This is a genomic window from Halomonas sp. 5021, from assembly GCF_036663435.1.
Lineage (GTDB): Bacteria > Pseudomonadota > Gammaproteobacteria > Pseudomonadales > Halomonadaceae > Vreelandella > Vreelandella janggokensis.
Genome location: NZ_JAXOVU010000001.1, coordinates 532,650 through 556,074, shown reverse-complemented (window position 1 = coordinate 556,074; position 23,425 = coordinate 532,650). Strand labels below are relative to the sequence as shown.

The following is a 23,425-nucleotide window of genomic DNA, read 5'->3' as shown; positions in this document are numbered from 1 at the left end:
TTGCATAGCGCCATGCACCGAAAAGGTGCGTGCCACGCACCAAAAATACCAAGGACACCGCCATGCCGCTCACACCCATTGTCGACACCGAACTGCTCGATACGCTGTGGGTATTATGGGCAGCCGCGCTGGTATTTGTCATGCAGGCGGGTTTTTTATGCCTGGAAGCCGGCACAACCCGCAGCAAAAACGCCATCAATGTCGCAATGAAGAATATTGCGGATTTTGCCATCGCATTGAGCATCTTCTGGCTAGTGGGCTTCGGGTTGATGTTCGGTGTTTCGGAAGGCGGCTGGTTGGGCACAAGCCTGTTCGGGTGGCAGCTCAACTCCGTATCGAGTTGGGTAATCACGTTGTTTATCTTTCAAGCCATGTTCTGTGCTACCGCTGCGACCATTGTGGCGGGTGCCGTCGCCGAAAGAATGCCATTTTTTGCCTACCTATGGACCGCCCTCTGGATAGCGCTACTCATCTACCCCGTATTTGGACACTGGGCATGGGGCGGTCTATTGGGAGGCGAAAGCGGCTGGCTCGCCTCGCTGGGTTTTGTCGATTTTGCCGGCTCAACCGTCGTTCACAGCGTGGGGGGCTGGGTCGCGCTTGCAGCCGTCCTCGCCATCGGCCCTCGCCAGGGACGCTTCAACCAAAACCAACCTCCCACCGCCTTCCCGGCAGGCAACCTTCCCCTTGCCATGTTAGGGGCATTGTTCATGACACTCGGCTGGTTTGGCTTCAACGGCGGCAGCACGCTGGCTGTTAACAATCAGGTACCTGGCATTCTTGCCAATACCGTCCTGGGCGCCGCCGGTGGCATTTTATCCGCCATGCTGATGGGCTGGCGAACCCGTCGCTATGCTGACGTCATGTATGCCATCAACGGCGCCATTGCCGGGCTGGTCGCTGTTACCGCAGGCGCCCATGCGATTTCGATGTCGGCAGCACTGGGGCTCGGGGCTGTCAGCGGCGTTCTGATGGTGGTCACCAGTGAATGGCTACTCAACCACCGCATCGATGATGCCGTAGGCGCTATTCCGGCGCATTTGATTCCCGGCATTTGGGGCACGCTCGCTCTGCCCTGGATAGCCAACCCCAAGGCACTGGCCACGGGACTGAGCACCTTGGAGCAGGCAGGCGTTCAATTGCTGGGCGTCGTTGTCTGTGGACTCTGGAGCTTTGGTATTGCGTGGCTGCTGTTTCGTATCTCGGGGCGCTATTTTCCACTTCGCGTTAGCGCTGAAGATGAAAAAATGGGCCTCAACCTCGCCGAGCACGGTACCCATAACGAACTGACTCAATTACTGGAACACATGCGCCGTCACGAGCAGCAGGGCGACATGCGCCAGCGCATCGAGGCAGATCCTTTTTCTGAAGTGGGTGAAATAGCGGCAGGCTACAACCGCGTCGCCGCGGCACTGGAAAGCGCTATCGGGCATACCCGCGTGATGCTGCACAACCTGCGCGACGGCGTGCTTACCTGGCAAGCCAATGGGCTGCTAACCAGCCTTAACCCCGGAGCCGAACAGCTGTTCGGCGTTCAAGCCGAGCAAATGATAGGTACCCCCGTCAGCCGCTTACTGGATAGCCGAAACCTGGCACCGGGTGAGCGTCACGAGATTAAACTGCGCTCCGCCACTCAGGAAATCCGCTACCTGGAAATTCAGGTAAGCGAAGGTGCCAGTGGCTCGGCCTCCGAACGTTCCGGCATGGTGCGTGACATTACCGAACGCAAGCGCCTGCAGGAGCAGCTAAACCGCGAGAGGGACCTGGCAAGAACAACCCTTGCTTCCATTGGCGATGGCGTTATCACCTGCGACGCCAGTGGCTTGATCACGTTCATGAATAGCGAAGCCCAGCGGCTGACCGGCTGGCACCTTCGCGACGCACGTGAAAAACCGATCCAGTCTATTTACCGGCTCATTGACGACAATACCGGTAGCCTAAGGAGCAACCCAGCGCGCCAGGTGCTCACCCAGCATCGCGCCATTCATTCAACGGACGATGGCTGGCTTGAACACCGCGAAGGACAGCGAACGCCCATTCAGCATAGCGCCGCCCCTATTCGCTCGCGCAGCGGCATTACGCTGGGCGCAGTGGCCGTCTTTCAGGATGTCAGCGTCACCCGCCAGCTTGCCGACCAGCTTAACTACCAGGCCAGCCACGACAATTTGACAGGGCTAATCAATCGCCGAGCATTTGAAACAACACTGAGCCATTTGCTGAATGAGAAGGAAGGATCGCACGTTTTATGCTATCTGGATCTTGACCAGTTCAAGATCGTCAACGATACCTGCGGCCATATCGCCGGTGATGAGCTCCTACGGCAGGTGGCCACAAAGCTGCAGGTTTATGTGCGCACCAGCGATACCGTTGCACGACTTGGTGGCGACGAGTTCGCCCTGCTGCTGCCCAACTGCCCTATTGATCAAGCCTGCCAAATCGCCGATGCCATCCGCTGTGATATCGAAAACTATCGCTTTGCCTGGCAGGAGCACACCTTTGGTATTGGCGTCAGCATCGGGCTGGTCGCTCTGACGGATCACAACATGCAGCTAACCGATGCGCTTCACGCCGCCGATGCCGCCTGCTATACCGCCAAAGAGGCAGGACGCAACCGCCTTCACTGCTACCAGGCCAATGACCATTCGGTACTCGAACGCGACGGCGAACTTCGCTGGGTACAGCGCTTACAGAACGCCCTCGACAATGATCATTTCCGACTCTTTGCCCAACCAATCAAAGCTGTCTGCGCCAAACGCCCCGCTTACCAGGAAATACTTTTACGCCTGGAAGAAGACGGCAACCTGATCACACCGGGCAGTTTTTTACCTGCCGCCGAACGCTATCACTTTATGCCGCGCATTGACCGCTGGGTGGTTCGCAACACGCTTGCATGGCTGTCCGATATTACCCGCTCAGCCCCAGACACTGCCTGGGGCTGCTGGGGGGTCAATCTCTCGGGCGCGTCACTGTCTGATGGCGAATTCTGCAGGGATTTGATCACCCAGGTACACAAAGCCCAACTGCCCAAGGGCAGCCTGTGCTTTGAAATTACCGAAAGCGCGGCCATTGCCCAGCTTTCAAGCGTGATCGAGCTCATCCACACGCTTAAGCAACTTGGCTGCCGATTTGCGCTGGATGATTTTGGCACAGGGCTGTCTTCCTTCAGCTACTTGAAACAGTTGCCCGTTGATTATTTAAAAATCGACGGTCATTTCATTCGCCATGTTCATGAAGACCCGATAGATCGAGCGATGGTGGAAGCCATTCATGCCGTGGGGAAAGCGCTCAATATAGAAACCATCGCTGAATTCGTCGAAACACAGCAAACCCTGGATACACTCACGACGCTCGGCATTGACTATGCCCAAGGTTTTTTACTCGGACACCCAGGCTCACTCACCCAGGTAGGCGGACAGCCTATCAAGGTAATGCCACGTTAATCAGAAACCGGAAATAACAAAACCCTGCAAATCAACTACCAAGGAAGAAAGGCGAAAGAACGAACTTGAAGAACGAGCTTGAATAATTAACTGAGGAGTTATAACAGAGAAATAACAGAAAAGAGGTTAATGGGGTGGATGATGGGGATCGAACCCACGACCACCGGAGCCACAATCCGGGGCTCTACCACTGAGCTACATCCACCATAACCTGTAGAAGGGAATTGCTGCTTGCTGTGCTGTCACTGGGGTGGATGATGGGGATCGAACCCACGACCACCGGAGCCACAATCCGGGGCTCTACCACTGAGCTACATCCACCATAACCTGTAGAAGGGAATTGCTGCTTGCTGTGCTGTCACTGGGGTGGATGATGGGGATCGAACCCACGACCACCGGAGCCACAATCCGGGGCTCTACCACTGAGCTACATCCACCATTGACAACTGCAACTGACGAGACATCAAGGCTGATCGCTACTGGTACAAATGGCGCGCCCAGCAGGATTCGAACCTGCAACCTACGGCTTAGAAGGCCGTTGCTCTATCCGGTTGAGCTATGAGCGCACATGTAATATCTGTAGACAAAGACATTGATGAGCACTTGACCACAACCATCGCCTGGAAAAGCAAAACTACCTTTCGCGTTAGACGTGGTCGGGGTGGAGGGATTCGAACCCCCGACATCCTGCTCCCAAAGCAGGCGCGCTACCAGACTGCGCTACACCCCGATTTCATTGCCTAAACGCTGCCGCCTGGCCCGTCTCAAGCGAGGCATATATTACTGTTTTTAATTTTAAAGTCAACCATCAACATGACAACTTACCGTGGCACTTTGCCTGACTGCCCCATCATGCGAAAATTAGCGATGTCAGACCTTTGATTAACACTCGTGTTTTTGTTCGCCCTTCAACCTCTACGGGGATTTCTTTACATGACCGCCCAACTCATCGATGGCAAAGCGATCGCCGCCAATGTCCGTCAGCATGTTGCTCAACAGGTAGCTGCACGCCAGCAGGCGGGTAAACGAGCACCCGGACTTGCGGTTGTGGTGGTAGGAGATGACCCCGCTTCACAGGTCTATGTCAACAATAAACACCGCGCCTGTGAACAGGCAGGCATTCTTTCCTTTCAGCACGCCCTGCCCAGCCATACTTCCCAACAGACACTTGAAGCACTGGTTGACCAGTTAAATGACGACCCTGCTGTCGACGGCATCCTTGTCCAACTGCCCTTGCCAGAATCGCTTGACGCCGAACCGATACTCGAACGAATTCGCCCCGACAAGGACGTCGATGGTTTTCACCCCTTCAATATTGGCCGTCTTGCCCAGCGCATGCCTGCCCTTCGTCCCTGCACCCCGAAAGGCATCATGACGCTGCTTGAGCAGAGTGGCGTCAAGGTCCGCGGTCTCGATGCCACTGTCGTCGGCGCCTCTAACATTGTCGGCCGACCCATGGCGCTGGAACTGATGCTCGCTGGCGCCACCACCACGGTATGTCACCGGTTTACCAGAGATCTGGAAGCACATATCCGGCGTGCCGACCTTGTAGTGGTCGCCGTCGGCAAACCCGGCATTGTCCAAGGCGATTGGATAAAACCCGGTGCTGTGGTGATTGATGTGGGTATCAATCGCCAGGAAAACGGCAAGCTGAAAGGGGATGTCGGTTTCACCGCTGCGGCCGAACGCGCCAGCTTGATCACCCCCGTCCCCGGCGGCGTGGGACCGATGACCGTTGCCACGCTACTGGAAAACACCCTGGCGGCCGCTGAACAGCACGACCAATCTGACAGCTAATCGTGGCTGTTTATCTTCTTCTGATGGATAGGAAAACAACATAGTGAAGCGTATCGGCATCATCGGCGCCATGGCCCAGGAAGTCAGGATCCTGGCGTCCCAGCTCGAAAACCCGGAGCGTTATGAACACGCTGGGTTTATCTTTCATCGCGGCACACGCCATGGCCTCGATGTGACAATCCTTCAATCGGGTATTGGCAAAGTGAACGCCGCGGTGGGCACTGCGCTACTTTTAGAGCGCCATCAACCTGATGCGGTGATCAACACCGGCTCAGCCGGCGGGTTCGCCAGCGACCTGAAAATCGGCGATATCATCATTTCCGACGAAGTTCGCCACCATGACGTAGACGCGGTGGTATTCGGCTACGAAATGGGCCAGGTACCCGGCATGCCCGCGGCTTATCTGGCCGATAAAGCGCTCCGCAAAGTGGCTCAGGGAGCCATCAAGACACTCGGTGAGGTCAACGTGCGTGAAGGCTTGATCGCCACTGGCGATGCCTTCATGGCCGACCCGGCCAGAGTCGATGCCACACGCGCCTTGTTCCCCAGCATGCTGGCGGTGGAAATGGAAGCCGCCGCTATTGCCCAGACATGCCACCTTTACCAATGCCCGTTCGTGGTTATCCGCGCGCTATCCGATATTCCCGGCAGCGGCGATAACCACCTGTCCTTCGAGCAATTCCTGGATGTGGCTGCCGACCATTCCTCGCGCATGGTCGACCAGATGCTCCTCACTTTAGGCGCTAGCTGATTGACCAGTCGAGCGTCTCCCCCGCCAGCAGCGGAATAATCGCCTCACCATCGGCATAGGGGTAGCTGGCGGGGACGCTTTGCGGGCTCCGCGACAAGGTAATCGTATCGCCATTGGGCGGCAGCCCGTAAAAGCGCGGTCCGTTGAGGCTGGCAAACCCCTCCAGCGCCGACAGCGCCCCGACTTCGTCAAACGCCGTCGCATAAAGCTCTATCGCCGTGGAGGCCGTGTAAGCGCCCGCACAACCACAGCTGGACTCTTTGGCGGTTTGCGCATGGGGAGCGCTGTCGGTGCCCAGAAAGAACTTCCCGCTGCCACTGGTCGCCGCTTTCAATAGGGCCTGACGGTGCCTTTCGCGCTTGAGAATGGGCAGGCAGTAATAGTGCGGCCGAATCCCCCCGACCAGCATTTTATTGCGATTGAACAACAAGTGATGCGCGGTAATCGTCGCGGCCACGGTATCGGGTGCCTGGGCAACGAACTCGGCGGCTTGTTGTGTCGTGATATGTTCGAACACCACTTTCAGCGTTGGGTGGCGCGCTAAAAGCGGCGTCAGCACGCGCTCGATAAACACCGCCTCGCGATCAAAAATATCAATATCTGGGTCGGTGACCTCGCCATGCATCAACAACGGCATGCCTGCATCGGCAAGCGCGGCAATGGTAGCATCGCAGCGGGTCAGATCTGTCACCCCTGAGGCGGAGTTGGTGGTCGCCCCTGCCGGGTAAAGCTTGACGGCGTTGACAATACCGCTTCTTGCTGCCCGTTCAATCTCTTCCGGCGGAGTGGTATCTGTCAAATACAATGTCATGAGCGGTTCAAAGCGGCTACCGGCAGGCAATGCATCCAGAATCCGCTCACGGTAACCGATAGCTTGCTCGGTCGTGGTGATCGGCGGCGTCAAGTTCGGCATAATGATTGCGCGCCCCATTTGGGCCGCGGTGTGGCCCACAACCGCTTTCAGCGCTTCGCCATCGCGCAGGTGGAGGTGCCAGTCGTCTGGCCGGGTCAAAGTAATAGCGTCCACGGAAGATCCTGTACGTCGTCAGTTATCGCAGTCAATGAAATGGGCGCCCTGCGCCTCAAGCAGTAGTATACCGGATACACCATCAGGTTGAATCGAGTGCAATTCACCCACAGCTAACCCGATGTGGCGTATGATAATTATCACTGGTTGGTCAAAGGATACACGTTATGCAGAAGGTCCGGCGAAATGCCGACATTATTGCCAGCCTCGAAGGCTTGCTGTGGCTCGCGCTAGCGTGGTCGGTGTCGTTTTCAACGTATTACGGCAGCACCGAAGCGACCGTCACCATGTTGCTGATCGTCGCCACCCTGGCATTTTTCAGCTGGGCACACCGGCCGCTTCGCTACCTGCTGCGGCGCTATCATGTGCGCAAACGGCGGACCGATATGTGGATTCACTTGCTGGCGCTGCCGGTGCTTATTGCGATGTTTTTCCACATCATGATTGAGGGCCTGCTGGGCAGCGCCTGGCTGCCGCCCAAGATGCTGGTATTCAATATTGTTGCCACGGCGGGATGGTTAACCTACGTCATGACACTGTTTATTAAATTCCTGATCCATCGCTTTAAATCCACCGCCAGGTGAGCAAGATGCCAACCGAGCTCCCGCTGCCGTTATCGACCCCAAACCGTAATCTGGTCCGATTGACCATTGTACGAGGCATCACCTGGACGGGTTTTTTAATCGCCATCATCGTGGGCGTCAAATTCCTCTCGTTCGAGCTACCCGTTCCTGAGGTGGTCAGCGTTGTCCTGGCAATGGGACTGCTCAACATTGCCACCTGGTGGCGGCTGGGTCGGCCGCGTGCGGTTCGGCATCTTGAGTATTTGCTGCATCTGCTTGCTGATATAGTGGGCTTGACGCTGCTGTTCTATTTTTCCGGGGGCTCCACCAATCCCTTCATCACCTATTACCTGGTACCCATTACCATTGCGGCCGCGACCCTGCCCTGGCGTCATGCGTGGATCATTGCCGGCTGTGCCATGGCCGCCTATAGCTTCTTGATGATTGACTACCATCCGATCCCCCAACTGGGCCATATCAACAGCGGCAGCCCGCTTAGTCTCCACGTACTGGGCATGTGGGTGAATTTCGGCATGTCAGCGGGGCTCGTCACTTTCTTCATCTATAAAATGGCCCATGCCTTGAGACGTCGCGACCAGGCCCTTTCGCGCACCCGTGAAGCGGCGTTACGCAACGAGCAAGTGTTGGCCGTTGCCACCCAGGCGGCGGGCACCGCGCATGAACTGGGCACGCCACTATCCACCATGGCCGTACTGCTCAAGGATATGCAGGAAGAAGCCAAGGACCACCCGGAGCGTCAGGAAGATATCGAATTACTGCGTCAGCAGGTGGATATTTGCAAATCGCGCCTGCAGCATCTCGTCAACCAGGCGGACCGGCGGCGCATGGCAGAACCGGAAGTGCTCGACGCCGAAACCTGGCTGGGGGGTGTTGTCCAACGCTGGCTGGTATTGCGGCCCGATGTCAGCCACCAATTGGACATCGCCAGCCGCCGTGGGCGACCCTGGCTGGCGGTTGACGCCACCCTTGATCAGGCGCTGACCAATCTGCTCAATAACGCTGCGGACGCCAATCCTGAAGACATCGCCATCGGGCTGGACTGGCACTCTGACCGCGTCGTCATCGATATTCGTGACCACGGCCCAGGCGTTGCCATGTCGATCGCCGATCAGCTGGGCGATACGTTCATTTCCACAAAAAGCAAAGGAATGGGCATTGGTTTATTCTTGACCCACGCCACGATCAATCGCTTTGGCGGGGGCGTCAGTCTTTACAACCATCCCGAAGGCGGTACGTTAACCGAGGTCACGCTACCCCGTGCAGACGCTGACTAGGCTATGTGGCGCTCTCGTTTTAGTGATTAATTGAGGTCATCATGCAAACACCCAACCAGCGGTTATTGATTGTCGACGACGACGAGATGTTTTGCCATGTGCTAAGCCGCTCCCTCACCCGGCGAGGCTTTGAGGTCGTCGTGGCACATGATGCGGACCAGGCCCTGGCACTTGCGGCCCAACATGCCCCCACCATGGCCACCCTCGACTTGAAGCTGGAAAATTCCTCGGGGCTCAAGTTATTGCCCGACCTGCTGGCAGTCGTGCCGCACTGCCATGTGGTCGTCTTGACCGGCTACTCGAGTATTGCGACCGCCGTGGAAGCCATCAAGCTGGGGGCCGTCAATTATTTATGCAAACCGGTTGACGCTGACGATGTACTGAACGCGTTCGACCGCTCCGAAGGTGATCCCAACATTGAAGTTGCTGATAGCCCACCTTCCATCAATCGCATTACCTGGGAACACATCCAAAAGGTCTTGCAGGAGCACGATGGCAATATCTCGGCCACTGCCAGGGCGCTCGGCATGCACCGCCGAACGCTACAGCGCAAATTGCAAAAGCGCCCTGTACGTCGCTAACCGTTTATCTGCCTCCGCTTGCATGGCAACGGAGGCGGTTTAAGACGGACTAATGGGCGGTCCAGCCAAGGTCGATATTCCAACTCGCTCCGGTCACCGCCCCTGCAGCGTCGGAGGCCATATAGGCAACCAGCTGCGCTACTTCAGCGGGTTCGATCAGGCGTTTCACAGCGGCATTCTTGAGCATGATATTTTCAATCACTTCCTGCTCGCCCATGCCATGCAGCTTGGCCTGATCCGCAATCTGATTATCGACCAGAGGGGTTTTCACGTAGGCCGGGCATATCGCATTAGCCGTAATCCCCTGCTCACCACCTTCCAGCGCAGCCGTCTTGGTGAGCCCGATCATGCCGTGCTTGGCACTGATATAAGCGGCCTTCCCCGGCGAGGCCACCTGGGCATGAATAGACGCAATATTGACGATCCGGCCCCAGCCCTTTTCGCGCATGTGCGGCCAGGCTGCCTGGGTCAGCAGGAAAGGGGCTGTCAGCATCAGGTCGATAATGTGACGCCATTTCGCTTCGGGAAAGTCTTCAATCGCCGCCACATGCTGAATCCCGGCATTGTTAACCAGGATATCCACGCCGCCAAAGCGTTTGACCGCCTCCGCAACGGCACCGCGACAGGCCTCCGGGTCGGTCAAATCTGCCTGGTAGAACGCAGCCCCTGCCGCCTCGGCGATCTTTTTACCCTCAGGGTTGAAATCGACCGCCAATACCTGGTGGCCCAATTCGCAAAAGTGTTTGACCACTGCTTCGCCAATACCGCTGCTGGTGCCGGTAACCAAGGCAACACGGGGGGTCACTGCTGTCGTCGTCATGGCAAATCCTGTTGATTAAATGAGTGGGCTTGCTGGGTTCAGTCTAGTTGATTGCTTACCGCTTCACTGCGCCTCTTCGAAAAGACGCAGATGATAACGTGACTCAATAACCTTTTTAGCGTTCCCCTATTGGATAACACTGGCGGGTTGATTCACAATGTTCTGTCGTTCTATCACCAGCAAAGGAGTCATGTATGTTTGTGGTCATTTTTGGACGCTTGTCCTGCCCGTTTTGTGTTCGCGCCAAGCAGCTTGCTGAGCAGCTGGAACAAGCGGGGAACATTGAAGGCTATCGCTACGTCGACATGCCGTCTGAGGGTGTCAGCAAAGACGATATTGCCAAAACCGCCGGCAAGCCGATTCATACCGTTCCCCAGGTTTTTGTCGATCAGCAGCATGTCGGTGGCTTTACCGAATTCGACCAGTTTGTGCGCGACCACCAGCTACTGAGCACCTCGTCGACTGCCTGAGTCAGCGTTAGCCTGCCGTTTAGCTGCGTTGAACCGTTCACCTGTCACTTGCCTATACTGACTTGATAGCAACCTAGACGTTAATGGTCCGATACCTTGGCAAGGAAGGCAGTATGCATCGCGAGGAGTTCATCCAGCAGTTGTGGCTGGATTATATCCATACTCACCCTGATATCGGGGCACTCCGCCTCTGGCCCCTTTCCACGCCAGCGGATTATCTCACCCTGGTGACGCTCAACCATGGCGGTTTTTCCGCCCAAGCGCTATCGCCTTCGCTTGCCCATATGGGTTATCGCCACATCGGGCATTATGCGATGGCCGACAAGGGACTGCTCATCCATCTCTTGGCGCCAGCGGAGGGTGGAAGCTGCCTGGTTCTTGTCGAATTACAGACGGGCACCCTGTCAAAATCGCTACGTGAAGCGCTGCTGGGCCTCGTCCAGCAAACGCACCCGCAAGACAGCAAAGGCCAAAACCTGCTGTGTAGAGGTCGCCCCTGGCCAATGCCTGCTTGGACACTTTATCAAAAGCTACACGATGAACACCCGCTCGCCGCCTGGTTAGCCGTTATGGGGCCCAGGCTGCACCATGTCGGCTTTGACTGCGAACAGCTTGGCAGCTCAATGGAAGCCATTGACCGGCAACTATTACAAAGCGGCCTGACCCACATGGTAGATCAGCAAAATGGGGTATTCAGCGTTTCCAACCTGCTTGTCCATCGTTTTTACCCCGCCACCCCTCAAAAAATGATATTCGACCAGGGTGACGAACATCGTCTCTGTCTGGGCGGTCTGGCCATAGTTCAGAGGCACCTGGAAAGCAATCACGAACGGATAGCCGAGCTATTGCTGCCTGTTCATGCCCGCTGCGAGATGGCGTAAGCGCCAGGCGACGCTTACGCCTTGACTTGCGTCAGGCACTCGGGGGCCGACTAGCCTTGGGCAAATGTCATTTCGGGGACGTGGTCGGGTACCACCAGCTTGCCTGCAGTCTTTTCGACAATTTCTTCAACACTCACGCCCGGCGCACGCTCTTTCAGAATGAAAGTGCCGTCCTTGATTTCAAGGTATGCCAGGTCCGTCAATACACGGTTAATACAGCCTGCGCCGGTCAATGGCAGATTGCATTTTTCGAGCAATTTGGACTCCCCGTGTTTTGACGCATGAGTCATGGTGCAAATGATATTTTCCGCACCAGCTACCAGATCCATGGCGCCCCCCATCCCCTTGATCAGCTTGCCGGGAATCATCCAGGAGGCAATATTGCCATTCTGATCGACCTCAAACGCTCCCAGTACCGTCAGATCCACGTGGCCGCCGCGAATCATCGCGAACGACTCTGCCGATGAAAAAATCGCCGCGCCCGGTCTTGCCGTAACGGTTTGCTTGCCGGCGTTGATCATGTCGGGATCAACTTCTTCTTCGGTGGGATAACGCCCCATGCCCAGCAAACCATTTTCCGACTGAAGCATTACGTCCATATCCTCGGGGATATAGTTAGCCACCAGGGTCGGAATGCCGATTCCCAAATTAACGTAAAAGCCGTCTTCCAGTTCCCGCGCCACACGCTGAGCCATTTGTTCACGTGTCAGTGCCATGATCAGTTCCTCATAGTGAATCGATTAAAAGCCAAAACAACCGGGTCGTTCTATAGCGCTGCACTCTTAACTGTGAACCGTGCGTTTTTCGATGCGCTTCTCAAACGTGCCCTGAATGATTCGGTCTACATAGATGCCCGGTGTATGGATCTGACTGGGCTCCAGTTCGCCGGGCTCAACGATCTCTTCGACTTCAACGACAGTAATCCTGCCCGCCGTTGCGACCATGGGATTAAAGTTCTGCGCCGTATGGCGGTACATGACATTACCGTAACGGTCGGCTTTCCAGCCCTTCACAATGGCAAATTCACCGGTTATGGCCTCTTCCAGAATATGCGGACGACCATTGAATTCACGGACTTCCTTGCCTTCGCCAATGGGAGTGCCATAGCCGGTGGCGGTATAAAACGCCGGGATACCGGCTCCGCCTGCGCGCATCTTTTCCGCGAGCGTCCCCTGAGGGGTTAGCACCACTTCGATCTCGTCATTGAGCATTTGCTGCTCGAACAGCGCATTCTCGCCTACATAAGACGCCAGAATCTTGCGTATCTGACGGTCTTCGAGCAACAGGCCGAGGCCAAAACCGTCAACGCCACAGTTGTTCGATACAACGGTCAGGTCCTTGACGCCACGTCGCTTTATTTCAGCAATCAGATTTTCGGGAATGCCGCACAGGCCGAAACCACCGGCCAATACGGTCATGCCGCTTTCAATGCCTTCCATCGCTTCTTCGTAGGAAGCAACACGCTTATCGAATCCTGCCATTGTTATACCTCGCCTTGTTGTCGATGACGGTTGTCAGTGATACACCAATGTCGCTGAGCCCACGAGATCCAAGTTGTGACGGCTATCGCGACGCAGGCTTCTGGTTGCAGTGTTGTGCCAGACAATATATTTGTTAAGTTTGTTTTTCTTATCAATTTATTTGCATAACTTATAAAGAGCCGACCATGACCGTCAAACAGTTGCGCGCCTTCCTGGCCGTTGCCCAGACCCTGAGCTTTACTCAGGCCTGCGAACGGTTACATTTGTCCCAGCCTGCCCTTAGTCTAGCCATAAAAGGGCTCGAAGATGCTCTGGGCGGCAAACTATTGCTACGCAGCACTCGCAGTGTCCGCTTAACCCCCGAGGGCGAGTCGCTGCTGCCGCTGGCCAAGCATTTGCTCGCCCAGTGGGACAATACGGAAGAACGCCTGCGTCAACGCTTCACTTTGCAACTGGGCCGCCTCAGCGTCGCGGCCATGCCTGCCTTTGCCTGCAACCTGCTCCCCGGGGCATTGGTCAGATTCCGTCAACAATACCCCAAAATCAATGTGACCGTGCACGATGTCATCAACGAAGATGTTAACGACATGGTCCGTTCGCGCCAGGTGGAAATGGGCATTGCGTTTGCACCAGAAGGCACCGGCAGCCTGACATTCACGCCTCTATTCGAGGATCATTTTGTCGCGGTTGTTTCCAATGGCTCACGGTTGAGTAAGCGAGCCTCACTGTCATGGGCGGACTTGCTAGGCGAGGATTTCATCACCTTGCAACGACCCTCAATGGTCCGCCGACTGCTGGAACAGGCTCTTTCCCGACAGCAAATGGATTTACCGGTCGCCTTCGAAAGTCATCAATTATCGACCGTCGGCCGAATGGTGGCAGAAGGCCTGGGCGTCAGCGCAGTGCCATCAATGTGCATTCCGCAAATGCAGGCGCTGGGCGCTCAATACCTTCCCCTGACCTCGCCAAGCGTTGCCTGTCGCGTGGGGATACTGACGCAACAGGAGCTATCAGTCGCTGCACATGCATTGCGCACGGTATTGCTGGAAACCGTTCAGGCGCCTTACTTACCCGAGCATGAGGCTGGGCAGGCTGGTTAATATCCTTTAGCATTCAACATTACGCACCAGTAAGGAAACGCGGTATGCCGATGTTAAAAGGGGTGGTTAGCGTTGCCTTGCTAGCCCTCAACACGCTTTTTTGGGGAATCCCCCTGACAGCGCTGTCTCTGCTCAAAGTAATAACCCCCAAGGGTCGCGTTCTAAAGGCAGTACAAGCAGGCATTGGTCACGTCACCATGAACTGGATAGGCGTTAACCTGTGGTGGATGCGGCACTGGATACAGCCTCGGCTTGATGCATCTGTCCCCGATAACCTGCGTCCGGATCAGTGGTGGTTGGTGATTTCCAATCATCGTAGCTGGACCGATATCTTTATGCTGTTGTTGGTTCTGCATCGGCGCATTCCCATGCCGCGTTTCTTTGTAAAACGGCAGTTATTGTGGATACCGATTGTGGGTCTTGCCTTTTGGGCGCTCGATTTCCCTATCATGCGTCGCATTACCCGAGAGCAAATCGCCCGGAATCCCGCCCTGGCAAAGCTGGACCGAGAGGCGACAGAACGCATGTGCGCTCGCGCCCGCCAGTCGCCCATTGCTATCTACAACTTTGTTGAAGGCACTCGCTTTACGCCGCATAAACATGCCTTGCAACAGAGCCCCTACCGCCATCTGCTTCGCCCCAAGGCGGGCGGGGTTGCTCAAGTCCTCAACTTGCTTGGCGACAAGCTCGACGGCATCCTTGACGTCACGTTGAGCTATACCAATCCAAATCCCACTTTTTGGGGCTTTCTCTGTGGACAGGAAGCACCGATCACCCTGAAGGCACGCATCCTTGAAGTGCCTGCATGGATGTTGACCGCTGACTATCACGCCGAATCGCAGCACAAGGAACATTTCCACACATGGATCAATGCACTTTGGCAGGAAAAAGACTGTCAACTGGATGGTCAGATCGATCATGCTTGAGCAAGTGGCTCGGGGCTATCATGGTCGCCAGCATAATGGTGGGCTGCGCCGGCACGCCCTCTACCCCGCAGCGAGTCGCTGCCCCGGCGATGACCCAGATCAGCGGTAGCTGGGTGGCAATCAAACGTGGTGATACGCTGGGCCAGTTAGCCAAACGCGCCAACGTGCCACTCGAAAGGCTACAGCGCTTCAATCCAGGCGTAAAAGCTCGCCACCTGGCCGTTGGCCAACGCGTGCTGATTCCTACGCAGCAGGAACGCGCGCCGGCAAGTGGACCATACCGCTACCAAATCCGCCCGGGCGATACTTTTTCCAGCCTTGCTCGCCATTTCGGCACCACCTCGTCGCGGCTACAAAGTGCCAACGCGGGCAGCTCGGCGACCGAATTGCGCGTTGGACAAATGATCAATATTCCCGTCGGTTCGAGCGCTAGCACCTCGACCGCCAGCTCGACACCGTCAAGCACCAGCAAACCGGCCGCGCAAACGTCCAGCGCAAGCAGTTCATCACTCCCAGCATCGGCCAAACGCTGGCCCTGGCCACTGGACGATTACCGGGTTGTTCGCCGCTATGGCCCTGATAGCCGTGGCACGCTTCAGCCCATGCTGCTGGCCACCCAGGCCAATGCCAGCGTAAAGGCAGTCGCCAAGGGCGAGGTCCGCTTTGCAGGCAGTATGCGACAGCTTGAGAAGGTGGTGATTGTTCACCATGCAGATAACCTGCAAAGCGTCTATGCCCTGTGTGAGCAGTTAACTGTCGAGGAAGGTCAGCAGGTAGCCGTAGGCGACCCGCTTTGCCAGGTAGGCAAAAGCCGGGCCACGGGTCGTCATGATTTGTTGTTTGATTTACGCCAGGGTGGAAAACCGATTGACCCTCGGCAAGTGCTGAAATAAAACCGGCCCCGCGGCTACAGCCAGGGCGGGGGCGGTTTCACCACCACGCCTAACCACGATAATAGTTGGCAGTGACAAACGGTGTTTTTGTGACGGTCATGGGTAACCGTTTACCGCGCACTTCGGCATAAACGGTCGTGCCCGGTGCTTCAAGGTCGCGGGAAACGTAGCCCATTGCCACTGGCTTACCCACACTGGGCCCGAATCCGCCGGAGGTCACCATCCCCACCTCACTGCCATTCTCAGTTAACAGCGTTGCGCCTTCACGCACCGGCTGGCGCCCCTCGGCCACCAGCCCCACGCGTTTACGGGTATGGTCTTTGGTATCGACCTGGTGAAGGATCAAATCCGCACCGGGAAAGCCGCCAGGGCGATCGCCGCCGTGACGACGCGGCTTGCTGATCGCCCAGATCAAACCGGCTTCTACCGGTGTGGTCATGGTATCCATGTCGTGCCCGTAGAGGCACAGACCTGCCTCCAGACGCAAGGAGTCACGGGCACCGAGGCCGATGGCTTCGACTTCAGGCTCTGACAGCAATCGTTCAGCGAAAGCCTCGGTGGCGTCAGCCGCCACCGATATTTCGAAGCCATCTTCGCCGGTGTAGCCACTGCGGCTGATCCAGACCTCTTGATCGGCCACTTGAAAGCGACCGTGCTGCATAAACACCATCTCGCAGGCTGCCGGGCAAATCCGCTGCATGACCAGATGCGCACTGGGTCCCTGCAGGGCGAGCAACCCCCGGTCCAGCGGTTCTATGGTCAGGCGGTCACCTAAATGTGCCTGCAGATGGGCGATATCCTGTTCCTTGCAGGCAGCATTGACCACCAGATAGAAATGATCTCCCGCATTGACGACCATCAGGTCGTCAAGAATTCCGCCTTCGCTGCTGGTCAGCAGCCCATAGCGCTGGGCACCTTCGGCCAACCCAACCAGATCGGCAGGAATCAGGGTTTCCAATTCCTCGGCGACGTTATCGCCAGACACCACTACCTGCCCCATATGCGAGACATCAAACAAGCCGCACTGCCGGCGTGTATGCTCGTGCTCCTTTTTAACGCCCAACGGATATTGGACAGGCATCTCGTAACCGGCAAAAGGCACCATCTTTGCCCCCAGTCGGCAATGCAGCGCATGCAACGGGGTCTGTTTAAGCTCAGTCATCAATCACTCCTTTACAAACAAGAGCGGGAAGCCACATCAGTGCCTTCCCGACTCTTCATCAGCATTGCAAATGCGCACGAGCGCCTGGCAACGATTAGTTATCGTGGTCTAACGATTCCCCTGGCAAGACATCTTTGCCATCGAAATAGTCTTTGGTCAGTTTAAACACGACGGGCGACAGCAGGGCCAGTGCAATCAGGTTGGGGATCGCCATCATGGCGTTGAAGGTATCCGCCATCAGCCAGATGAACCCAAGCTGCGCCATGGCACCAAGCGGAATCGCTAGAACGAAGAGTACGCGATAAAGCATGATGGAGCGCGTCCCGAACAGGAACTGGAAGCATTTTTCGCCGTAGAACGACCAGCCAAGGATAGTGGTAAAGGCAAACACCGCTAGCGCAACGGCAACAATCTGATTGCCGAACCCGGGTAGCGCCGCATCGAAGGAGAGTGCCGTTAACGACGCCCCCTCCTCGCCATCAATCCATACGGTTGAGGTCAAGATAACCAACGCTGTGATGGTGCACACCACAATGGTATCGATAAAGGTTCCCAGCATGGCAATCAGACCCTGGCGGACCGGGTTCTTGGTTTGTGCCGCCGCGTGGGCAATAGGCGCACTACCCAAGCCTGCTTCGTTGGAGAAAATCCCCCGAGCCACACCAAAGCGAATCGCTGCCATGACCGCCGCGCCTGCAAAACCACCCGCAGCCGCAACCGGGTTGAAGGCATAGTAGAAAATCAAGCTGAAGGCTTCACCGATCTGACCGGCATTAATAATCAGCACGACAATACCCGCGACGATGTAGGCTATCCCCATGACGGGTACCAACTTGCCAGCGACCTTGGCAATCCGCTTGATGCCGCCGAGAATGACCGCACCGGCCAGCACCATGATCACCACCCCGGTTAACCATGTCGGCACGCCGAAGGTGGCATCCATGGCATCCGCGACCGAATTGGACTGCACCGTGTTACCAATACCGAAGGCAGCCACAGCACCGAAGAACGCAAACAACACACCAAGCCACATCCATTTCTTGCCGAGACCGTTCTTGATGTAGAACATCGGTCCGCCGACATGGTAGCCAGTACTGTCGGTCTCACGAAAACGGACCGCCAGCAGTGCCTCGGCAAATTTTGTGGCCATCCCTACCAGCGCCGTGATCCACATCCAGAACACCGCGCCCGGCCCACCTAACGCAATCGCGGTGGCCACCCCGGCGATATTACCGGTACCGATAGTCGCCGACAGCGACGTCATCAGGGCATTAAAGGGGGAAATTTCGCCGTCTTTTTCAGCGCTCTCTCCCTTGGCTTCCCGTCCCTGCCACATTAGCTTGAAGCCGATACCGAGCTTCCTGATGGGCATCAGTTTCAGGCCAAGCTGGAGGTAGATCCCCACACCTAACAACAAGATGAGCATCAACGGGCCCCATACCACCCCGTTAATGGCTCCGAAGAGACTGTTTAATGTTTCCACCTGCTACCTCCTTACCCTTTTCATGATTTGATTTATTCGATGTAGGCCAGATGTAACGCTTGACGACGCGTCGCTTAATTCTGGCCATCAAACGCTCTTGTGTCACGAGCCGATCGCTGGCGGCACCCGACGTAAGATCGCCATGTTTTACACCATAACTTTGGTCACTTGCCATGGCATTGTCGAGTTAACGCAGTAAATTTCGCTAAATTGACAATTCATGACCACGTAATCGTCATCGACGTTTTAGATAGGTAGGGATGTCGCTATAAAGCAGCAGCATGGAAACTTGTTTCCTATTGGAAACACGTTACCATGCTTCGCTAAACGCTCGCCGTGAACAGCGCCCATCGCCAAGGTGACCAACAAGCGCTAACATGGCGGCTCCACATCCGTTTCGTATAGGGAATCACCATGAGCAATCTTCCTGCCAACCTTCGTTACGCTGAGAGCCACGAGTGGGTGCTTGACCATCAAGATGGCACGGTCACCATTGGCATTACCGACCATGCTCAAGCCGCGCTTGGCGATGTCGTGTTTGTCGAACTGCCCGATGTCGGCACCACGCTGACCAAAGGCGATGAGTTCGGTGTGATTGAATCGGTCAAAGCCGCCTCTGACCTTTATTCGCCCGTTGATGGCGACGTTATCGACGTCAATGAAGCGCTGGAAGACGCCCCTGAAACGGTCAACGATGCCCCCTATGAAGGCGGCTGGATCATGAAGGTGCGGTTAAACGATGACAACCTTGATGAGTTGATGGATGCAGACGCCTATCAAGCGACGTTAAGCGACGACTGATCAATAAACGCCTGCCCAGCATTGGCAGGCGCAGCCCCAACCCCTGCCCGGTTTTCTCATCACGTTCGGAATTCTCTCCATGCCTTTTGAAACTCGCCGATTAGCCGAACTGGCTGACCACGATGCTTTTATCAAACGTCACAATGGCCCTGACGCCGACGACGTCTCCACCATGCTAAAAGCGCTCGACATGCAGCGCATGGAAGATCTGATCGAGCAAACTGTACCCGGCGATATTCGCCTTGGCCGCGAACTGTCGCTCGACGACCCCAGAAGCGAAGCTGAAGCCCTCGATTACCTGAGCCAGTTGGCGCGTCAAAACCGGGTCGCCAAAAGCTATATTGGCCAGGGTTACTATGGGACACACATGCCTGCGGTGATTCAGCGCAATGTCCTGGAAAACCCGGGCTGGTACACGGCATATACGCCTTACCAGCCGGAAATCTCCCAGGGGCGCCTGGAGGGGCTGCTGAACTTCCAGCAGGTGGTCATGGATTTAACCGGCATGGAGCTTGCCAACGCCTCCCTGCTGGATGAGGCGACAGCGGCGGCTGAAGCCATGGCGCTGTGCAAGCGGGCCAACAAGAAAAACAAGTCCAATGCCTTTTTTGTCGCTGACGATGTGTTTGCCCAAACCCTGGACGTGGTGAAAACCCGCGCCGATTTTTTTGGGTTTGAACTCATCGTGGGACCGGCAGCGTCGGTTGCCGAGCATGACGTTTTTGGGGCCTTGTTCCAGTACCCCACGGCCAGCGGCGAAATCAGTGACCTGGCATCGTTGGTCAGCACCGCCGCTGAACGCTCGATCATGACCTGTGTCGCCACTGACCTGTTGAGCCTGGTTCTGCTTAAAGAGCCGGGCGCGCTGGGTGTCGATATTGTGGTGGGTAACTCTCAGCGCTTTGGGGTGCCCATGGGCTTCGGTGGGCCTCATGCCGCCTTTTTTGCCACATCAGACAAGCTCAAGCGATCCATTCCCGGACGGATTATTGGTGTGTCCAAAGACAGCCGCGGCCACACGGCGTTACGCATGGCGATGCAAACCCGTGAGCAGCACATTCGCCGTGAGAAAGCCACGTCGAACATCTGTACTGCCCAGGCGCTACTGGCCAATATTGCCGGTTTTTACGCTACTTACCACGGTGCCGACGGGCTACGCAAAATTGCCGGACGCGTGCATCGTTTGACGACCCTGCTCGCCCACGGCCTTCAGCAGACAGGTATCCGCCTCGCGCATGACACCTGGTTCGATACGCTGCGCCTGACCCAGGTGGATGCAGGCAAAATCCATGGCCGCGCGATGACCCACGACATCAACCTGCATTATTTCGCCAACGGCGATGTGGGTATCAGCCTGGATGAAACCACCACGGCCCACGACGTGGCCATCCTGTTTGACGTACTGCTCGGTGATGAGCACGGACTCTCTGTCGCCGCTCTTGACGAGCAGATTGTCACTGACCGTGTTTCCGGCATTCCCAGTGCTTACCAGCGCGAAAGCGCTTTTCTGACCCACCCCACCTTTAAGCGCTATCGCAGCGAAACCGAGATGCTGCGCTATCTGAAGCGGCTGGAAAATAAAGATTTATCGCTTGCCCATGCAATGATTCCGCTCGGCTCGTGCACCATGAAACTCAACGCCACCAGCGAGATGATCCCCGTTTCCTGGCCGGCGTTCGCCCATATCCACCCCTTCGCACCCCGCGAGCAGGCGGCTGGCTACCACCAGATGATCGACGAACTGGCCGATTTCCTGGTTGAGGTGACGGGCTATGAACATATTTCCATGCAGCCCAACTCAGGTGCCCAAGGCGAATACGCCGGGCTGGCAGCCATCAGGCGTTACCAGAATGCCCAGGGCGAGGGCCGCCGCAATGTCTGTCTGATCCCAAGCTCGGCCCACGGTACCAATCCGGCATCTGCGGCCATGGTGCAAATGAAAGTGGTGGTCGTCGAGTGCGACGCTAACGGCAACATTGACCTGGACGACCTGCGTACCAAGGCAGAACAGCACCGGGATCAGCTTTCCGCCATCATGCTCACTTATCCGTCGACCCACGGGGTCTTTGAAACCAGCGTGCGCGAGGCTTGCCAGATCGTTCATGACAACGGTGGCCAAGTGTATATCGACGGCGCCAACATGAACGCTCAGGTTGGGTTAACCCGCCCCGGGGATTTTGGCGGCGACGTTTCACACCTGAATCTGCATAAAACGTTCTGCATCCCCCACGGCGGCGGCGGTCCAGGCATGGGGCCCATTGGTGTCAAAGCCCACTTGGCTCCCTACGTCTCCAACCACGTGGTCACGCCCATCAACGGCGTCAATCCAGAGTGTGGCGCGGTATCCGCCGCGGCGTTTGGCAGTGCCTCCATCCTGCCGATTTCCTGGGCGTACATTAAAATGATGGGTGCGCGGGGTCTGCGTGAAGCAACTGAGCTGGCCATCCTCAATGCCAACTATATCGCCAAGCGGCTTGAAGCGGCTTTTCCGATTCTCTATCGCGGCCAGAACGGTACGGTGGCTCATGAATGCATCATTGACATTCGCCCACTCAAGACGGCCTCGGGCATCAGCGAAGAAGATATCGCCAAACGCCTGATGGATTACGGCTTCCACGCGCCTACCATGTCGTTCCCCGTGCCAGGCACACTGATGATCGAGCCAACCGAGTCGGAATCGCTGTATGAAATAGACCGCTTCTGCGATGCGATGATTGCCATTCGTGGGGAGATCACGCGAGTCGAGCAAGGCGAGTGGCCGCAGGACAACAACCCGCTGGTCAACGCGCCGCACACCCAGGAAGATATCATCGACGCTGAGTGGCAACGTCCTTACGATCGCGAACTGGGGGCCTTCCCTACCGCCGCCGTCAAGGCGTCGAAATATTGGCCGGCGGTGAATCGCGTGGATAACGTCTTTGGCGACCGTCAGCTGATTTGCTCCTGCCCGAGTATCGACGAATACCGCGACGCGTAACGGCCAGGTCGATCAGCCAAGCGCCTTGAGGACGACGAGGCGGCCTCAAGGCGTTATTTCCTGCATCCGTTCCTGATGAAAGCCATTGAGCAGCTTTTCATAACGCTTGGGCAACACGGAATCTCGCCGACGCAGCAAATACAACACTTCATTGACCGTGTTGGGCAGGTTAAGCGCCTTTACCTGCCGCTGCCATGGGGACGTCTCCAGCACCAGACGCGACACCACGGTAAAACCCAGCCCCCGGGCGACGGCGTCAAGTACCATGCTGACTTCATTGGTAAAGCCCTGGTGGCGAAAATGCGTCATCGAACGGTAATCATCGGGATAGTTGGCCCGCAACAGGGCGTTGGCGTGGTTGATGCCATCATAGTAGTTGAGAAAGCCAATCCCCATCAGGTCCGAAAGCGTTCCTTCGACGAAGTCCGCTGGCACGACCAGACACAGGGGTTCCTGGTGCCATACATAACATTCCAGATCGGGATGATTGACCGCTTCAGTGACGATCCCGATGTCGTACCGCCCTTCCAGTAAGTCATTGACGATTTCGTGATTGAACGCAAAGCTGTAGCTGACCGTTAGATTGGGATGCCGTTGCTGCTGTCCCAGAATGTAAGGATAAAACATCAGGCCAACACTGCCCGGAGAGGCAATACGACATTCACCGCTGTCCAGTAAATCGTCGTCCAGCGCATGACGAAACTGCTCATGCTCAGCAAACAGTTTTAACGCATAGTCGTAAGCGCGACGCCCCGACTCGGTCAATGTAAAACCCCGTCCGCGCCGTTCCAGCAAGGTCTTATTTAAATAACGCTCCAACTTGCGAATGTGCTGGCTCACCCCTGGCTGCGTCATATCCAGTCGCTGCGCGGTGCGCGTAAAGCTGCCGGTTTCCACTAAGGTGATGTAGGTTCGAAAATATTGCGCATTAAACATGTTGAGCATCATCGGGTTAGCAATGGCGTATATCATATCAT

Annotated in this window: 20 protein-coding genes and 5 tRNA genes; 13 read left to right on the top strand and 12 right to left on the bottom strand. The window is 56.4% G+C overall.

The genetic code is table 11. The annotated features are described in order from the left end of the window. Window positions 1-62: 62 nt before the first annotated feature. Entirely contained in the window at window positions 63-3,440 is a 3,378-nt protein-coding gene (amt, locus tag R3F64_RS02755; RefSeq protein ID WP_332609622.1) for an ammonium transporter, read from the top strand. Window positions 3,441-3,570: 130 nt separating this feature from the next. Here amt and R3F64_RS02750 read toward each other — a convergent pair. From R3F64_RS02750 to R3F64_RS02730, 5 genes are all read right to left on the bottom strand, one after another. Continuing rightward, window positions 3,571-3,645, bottom strand: a tRNA-His gene (locus R3F64_RS02750). Between the two features lie 41 nt (window positions 3,646-3,686). After that, window positions 3,687-3,761: transfer RNA gene (locus tag R3F64_RS02745), tRNA-His, on the bottom strand. A 41-nt stretch (window positions 3,762-3,802) separates the two neighbouring features. Further along, window positions 3,803-3,877: transfer RNA gene (locus R3F64_RS02740), tRNA-His, on the bottom strand. Window positions 3,878-3,929: 52 nt separating this feature from the next. Beyond that, window positions 3,930-4,006, bottom strand: a tRNA-Arg gene (locus R3F64_RS02735). 87 nt (window positions 4,007-4,093) lie between these two features. Then, a tRNA-Pro gene (locus R3F64_RS02730) sits at window positions 4,094-4,170 on the bottom strand. A 203-nt stretch (window positions 4,171-4,373) separates the two neighbouring features. Here R3F64_RS02730 and folD point away from each other — a divergent pair. Continuing rightward, window positions 4,374-5,237: a bifunctional methylenetetrahydrofolate dehydrogenase/methenyltetrahydrofolate cyclohydrolase FolD gene (gene folD, locus R3F64_RS02725; RefSeq protein WP_332609620.1), complete on the top strand. Its 864-nt coding sequence runs from the start codon at window positions 4,374-4,376 to the stop codon at window positions 5,235-5,237. A 43-nt stretch (window positions 5,238-5,280) separates the two neighbouring features. After that, the gene (mtnN, locus tag R3F64_RS02720) at window positions 5,281-5,988 is read left to right on the top strand and encodes a 5'-methylthioadenosine/S-adenosylhomocysteine nucleosidase (protein WP_085918520.1); all 708 of its coding nucleotides are present in this window, start codon (window positions 5,281-5,283) and stop codon (window positions 5,986-5,988) included. Here the strand turns inward: mtnN and pyrC are convergent. Beyond that, window positions 5,981-7,015 (bottom strand): dihydroorotase, encoded by a 1,035-nt coding sequence (gene pyrC, locus R3F64_RS02715; RefSeq protein ID WP_332609617.1) that lies wholly within the window; start codon window positions 7,013-7,015, stop codon window positions 5,981-5,983. The genes mtnN and pyrC overlap by 8 nt on opposite strands. A gap of 167 nt (window positions 7,016-7,182) precedes the next feature. On the opposite strand from pyrC, the gene R3F64_RS02710 reads away from it, so the two are divergent. The 3 genes from R3F64_RS02710 to R3F64_RS02700 are packed head-to-tail and all read left to right on the top strand — an operon-like array spanning window position 7,183 to window position 9,454. Beyond that, complete coding sequence (locus R3F64_RS02710) at window positions 7,183-7,599, top strand: hypothetical protein (protein ID WP_085918518.1); 417 nt, start codon at window positions 7,183-7,185, stop codon at window positions 7,597-7,599. A gap of 5 nt (window positions 7,600-7,604) precedes the next feature. Then, a complete protein-coding gene (locus R3F64_RS02705) occupies window positions 7,605-8,873 on the top strand; it encodes an ATP-binding protein (protein WP_199285337.1) in 1,269 nt (422 codons plus the stop codon). 41 nt (window positions 8,874-8,914) lie between these two features. After that, window positions 8,915-9,454 (top strand): response regulator transcription factor, encoded by a 540-nt coding sequence (locus R3F64_RS02700; RefSeq protein ID WP_085918516.1) that lies wholly within the window; start codon window positions 8,915-8,917, stop codon window positions 9,452-9,454. 49 nt (window positions 9,455-9,503) lie between these two features. Here the strand turns inward: R3F64_RS02700 and R3F64_RS02695 are convergent, their stop codons facing one another. Beyond that, a complete protein-coding gene (locus tag R3F64_RS02695) occupies window positions 9,504-10,274 on the bottom strand; it encodes a 3-hydroxybutyrate dehydrogenase (RefSeq protein WP_199285338.1) in 771 nt (256 codons plus the stop codon). Between the two features lie 194 nt (window positions 10,275-10,468). On the opposite strand from R3F64_RS02695, the gene R3F64_RS02690 reads away from it, so the two are divergent. After that, entirely contained in the window at window positions 10,469-10,744 is a 276-nt protein-coding gene (locus R3F64_RS02690) for a GrxA family glutaredoxin (protein ID WP_085918514.1), read from the top strand. A gap of 113 nt (window positions 10,745-10,857) precedes the next feature. Continuing rightward, window positions 10,858-11,625: a DUF1338 domain-containing protein gene (locus R3F64_RS02685; protein WP_332609611.1), complete on the top strand. Its 768-nt coding sequence runs from the start codon at window positions 10,858-10,860 to the stop codon at window positions 11,623-11,625. A 50-nt stretch (window positions 11,626-11,675) separates the two neighbouring features. Here the strand turns inward: R3F64_RS02685 and R3F64_RS02680 are convergent, their stop codons facing one another. Both R3F64_RS02680 and R3F64_RS02675 read right to left on the bottom strand, forming a co-directional pair. Beyond that, complete coding sequence (locus R3F64_RS02680) at window positions 11,676-12,341, bottom strand: CoA transferase subunit B (RefSeq protein WP_085918512.1); 666 nt, start codon at window positions 12,339-12,341, stop codon at window positions 11,676-11,678. A gap of 66 nt (window positions 12,342-12,407) precedes the next feature. Then, window positions 12,408-13,106 (bottom strand): CoA transferase subunit A, encoded by a 699-nt coding sequence (locus tag R3F64_RS02675; protein ID WP_066320486.1) that lies wholly within the window; start codon window positions 13,104-13,106, stop codon window positions 12,408-12,410. A gap of 185 nt (window positions 13,107-13,291) precedes the next feature. On the opposite strand from R3F64_RS02675, the gene R3F64_RS02670 reads away from it, so the two are divergent. The 3 genes from R3F64_RS02670 to R3F64_RS02660 are packed head-to-tail and all read left to right on the top strand — an operon-like array spanning window position 13,292 to window position 16,025. After that, the gene (locus tag R3F64_RS02670) at window positions 13,292-14,206 is read left to right on the top strand and encodes a LysR family transcriptional regulator (RefSeq protein WP_332609606.1); all 915 of its coding nucleotides are present in this window, start codon (window positions 13,292-13,294) and stop codon (window positions 14,204-14,206) included. A gap of 44 nt (window positions 14,207-14,250) precedes the next feature. Continuing rightward, the gene (locus R3F64_RS02665; RefSeq protein WP_085918510.1) at window positions 14,251-15,132 is read left to right on the top strand and encodes an acyltransferase; all 882 of its coding nucleotides are present in this window, start codon (window positions 14,251-14,253) and stop codon (window positions 15,130-15,132) included. Between the two features lie 20 nt (window positions 15,133-15,152). Further along, complete coding sequence (locus R3F64_RS02660; RefSeq protein ID WP_085918509.1) at window positions 15,153-16,025, top strand: LysM peptidoglycan-binding domain-containing protein; 873 nt, start codon at window positions 15,153-15,155, stop codon at window positions 16,023-16,025. A 49-nt stretch (window positions 16,026-16,074) separates the two neighbouring features. Here R3F64_RS02660 and gcvT read toward each other — a convergent pair whose 3' ends face one another. After that, window positions 16,075-17,187, bottom strand: a complete 1,113-nt coding sequence (gene gcvT / locus R3F64_RS02655; RefSeq protein ID WP_264823124.1) for a glycine cleavage system aminomethyltransferase GcvT — start codon at window positions 17,185-17,187, stop codon at window positions 16,075-16,077. 94 nt (window positions 17,188-17,281) lie between these two features. Continuing rightward, on the bottom strand, window positions 17,282-18,670 hold the full coding sequence (locus tag R3F64_RS02650; protein WP_085918507.1) for an alanine/glycine:cation symporter family protein: 1,389 nt from the start codon (window positions 18,668-18,670) through the stop codon (window positions 17,282-17,284). A gap of 414 nt (window positions 18,671-19,084) precedes the next feature. On the opposite strand from R3F64_RS02650, the gene gcvH reads away from it, so the two are divergent. After that, window positions 19,085-19,471 carry a glycine cleavage system protein GcvH gene (gcvH, locus tag R3F64_RS02645; RefSeq protein WP_332609601.1) on the top strand — a complete coding sequence of 129 codons (387 nt, stop codon included), beginning with the start codon at window positions 19,085-19,087 and terminating at the stop codon, window positions 19,469-19,471. A gap of 79 nt (window positions 19,472-19,550) precedes the next feature. Next, complete coding sequence (gene gcvP / locus R3F64_RS02640; RefSeq protein WP_332609599.1) at window positions 19,551-22,448, top strand: aminomethyl-transferring glycine dehydrogenase; 2,898 nt, start codon at window positions 19,551-19,553, stop codon at window positions 22,446-22,448. A 45-nt stretch (window positions 22,449-22,493) separates the two neighbouring features. On the opposite strand, the gene R3F64_RS02635 is transcribed toward gcvP, so the two are convergent. Next, window positions 22,494-23,384 carry a LysR family transcriptional regulator gene (locus R3F64_RS02635; RefSeq protein WP_085918654.1) on the bottom strand — a complete coding sequence of 297 codons (891 nt, stop codon included), beginning with the start codon at window positions 23,382-23,384 and terminating at the stop codon, window positions 22,494-22,496. Window positions 23,385-23,425 lie beyond the last annotated feature (41 nt).

Bases quoted from the DNA above. Each gene is read 5' to 3' on its own strand.
- folD (WP_332609620.1), top strand. From the start codon at position 4,374: ATGACCGCCCAACTCATCGATGGCAAAGCGATCGCCGCCAATGTCCGT.
- R3F64_RS02670 (WP_332609606.1), top strand. From the start codon at position 13,292: ATGACCGTCAAACAGTTGCGCGCCTTCCTGGCCGTTGCCCAGACCCTG.
- R3F64_RS02675 (WP_066320486.1), bottom strand. From the start codon at position 13,106: ATGGCAGGATTCGATAAGCGTGTTGCTTCCTACGAAGAAGCGATGGAA.
- R3F64_RS02660 (WP_085918509.1), top strand. From the start codon at position 15,153: ATGGTCGCCAGCATAATGGTGGGCTGCGCCGGCACGCCCTCTACCCCG.
- R3F64_RS02710 (WP_085918518.1), top strand. From the start codon at position 7,183: ATGCAGAAGGTCCGGCGAAATGCCGACATTATTGCCAGCCTCGAAGGC.
- gcvP (WP_332609599.1), top strand. From the start codon at position 19,551: ATGCCTTTTGAAACTCGCCGATTAGCCGAACTGGCTGACCACGATGCT.
- R3F64_RS02635 (WP_085918654.1), bottom strand. From the start codon at position 23,384: ATGTTTAATGCGCAATATTTTCGAACCTACATCACCTTAGTGGAAACC.
- R3F64_RS02665 (WP_085918510.1), top strand. From the start codon at position 14,251: ATGCCGATGTTAAAAGGGGTGGTTAGCGTTGCCTTGCTAGCCCTCAAC.
- amt (WP_332609622.1), top strand. From the start codon at position 63: ATGCCGCTCACACCCATTGTCGACACCGAACTGCTCGATACGCTGTGG.
- R3F64_RS02690 (WP_085918514.1), top strand. From the start codon at position 10,469: ATGTTTGTGGTCATTTTTGGACGCTTGTCCTGCCCGTTTTGTGTTCGC.
- R3F64_RS02685 (WP_332609611.1), top strand. From the start codon at position 10,858: ATGCATCGCGAGGAGTTCATCCAGCAGTTGTGGCTGGATTATATCCAT.
- gcvH (WP_332609601.1), top strand. From the start codon at position 19,085: ATGAGCAATCTTCCTGCCAACCTTCGTTACGCTGAGAGCCACGAGTGG.
- gcvT (WP_264823124.1), bottom strand. From the start codon at position 17,187: ATGACTGAGCTTAAACAGACCCCGTTGCATGCGCTGCATTGCCGACTG.
- R3F64_RS02680 (WP_085918512.1), bottom strand. From the start codon at position 12,341: ATGGCACTGACACGTGAACAAATGGCTCAGCGTGTGGCGCGGGAACTG.
- R3F64_RS02695 (WP_199285338.1), bottom strand. From the start codon at position 10,274: ATGACGACGACAGCAGTGACCCCCCGTGTTGCCTTGGTTACCGGCACC.
- R3F64_RS02705 (WP_199285337.1), top strand. From the start codon at position 7,605: ATGCCAACCGAGCTCCCGCTGCCGTTATCGACCCCAAACCGTAATCTG.
- R3F64_RS02700 (WP_085918516.1), top strand. From the start codon at position 8,915: ATGCAAACACCCAACCAGCGGTTATTGATTGTCGACGACGACGAGATG.